Annotated in this window: 1 protein-coding gene; it reads right to left on the bottom strand. The window is 67.5% G+C overall.

Going from position 1 to position 302, the window contains the following annotated elements:
• Positions 1-130 precede the first annotated feature (130 nt).
• Positions 131-302 (bottom strand): S26 family signal peptidase (locus JHD69_RS20850; protein ID WP_370583552.1); only part of this gene is annotated, 172 nt, incomplete at its 5' end.

Raw genomic sequence — 302 nt, 5'->3', positions numbered from 1 at the left:
CCCCCCCCCCCCCCCCCCCCCCCCCCCCCCCCCCCCCCCCCCCCCCCCCCCCCCCCCCCCCCCCCCCCCCCCCCCCCCCCCCCCCCCCCCCCCCCCCCCCCCCTTTTCAAGCAGAAGACGGCATACGCGATCATGAGTACTGTCTCGTGGGCTCGGAGATGTGTATAAGAGACAGGTAGTTGACCTTGCTCACGAAAAGAAAATCGCCTACCAGCAACGAACGCTCCATCGAGCCTGAAGGGATGGTGTAGGCCTCGATAAAGAACACCCTGATGATGGTGGCCGCCACTACCGCAAAAATG

It is taken from the genome of Pedobacter sp. ASV12 (assembly GCF_016429155.1).
Lineage (GTDB): Bacteria > Bacteroidota > Bacteroidia > Sphingobacteriales > Sphingobacteriaceae > Pedobacter.
Note: the sequence above shows the minus strand (reverse complement) of the source record. Positions and strands in the feature narration are given on the sequence as shown.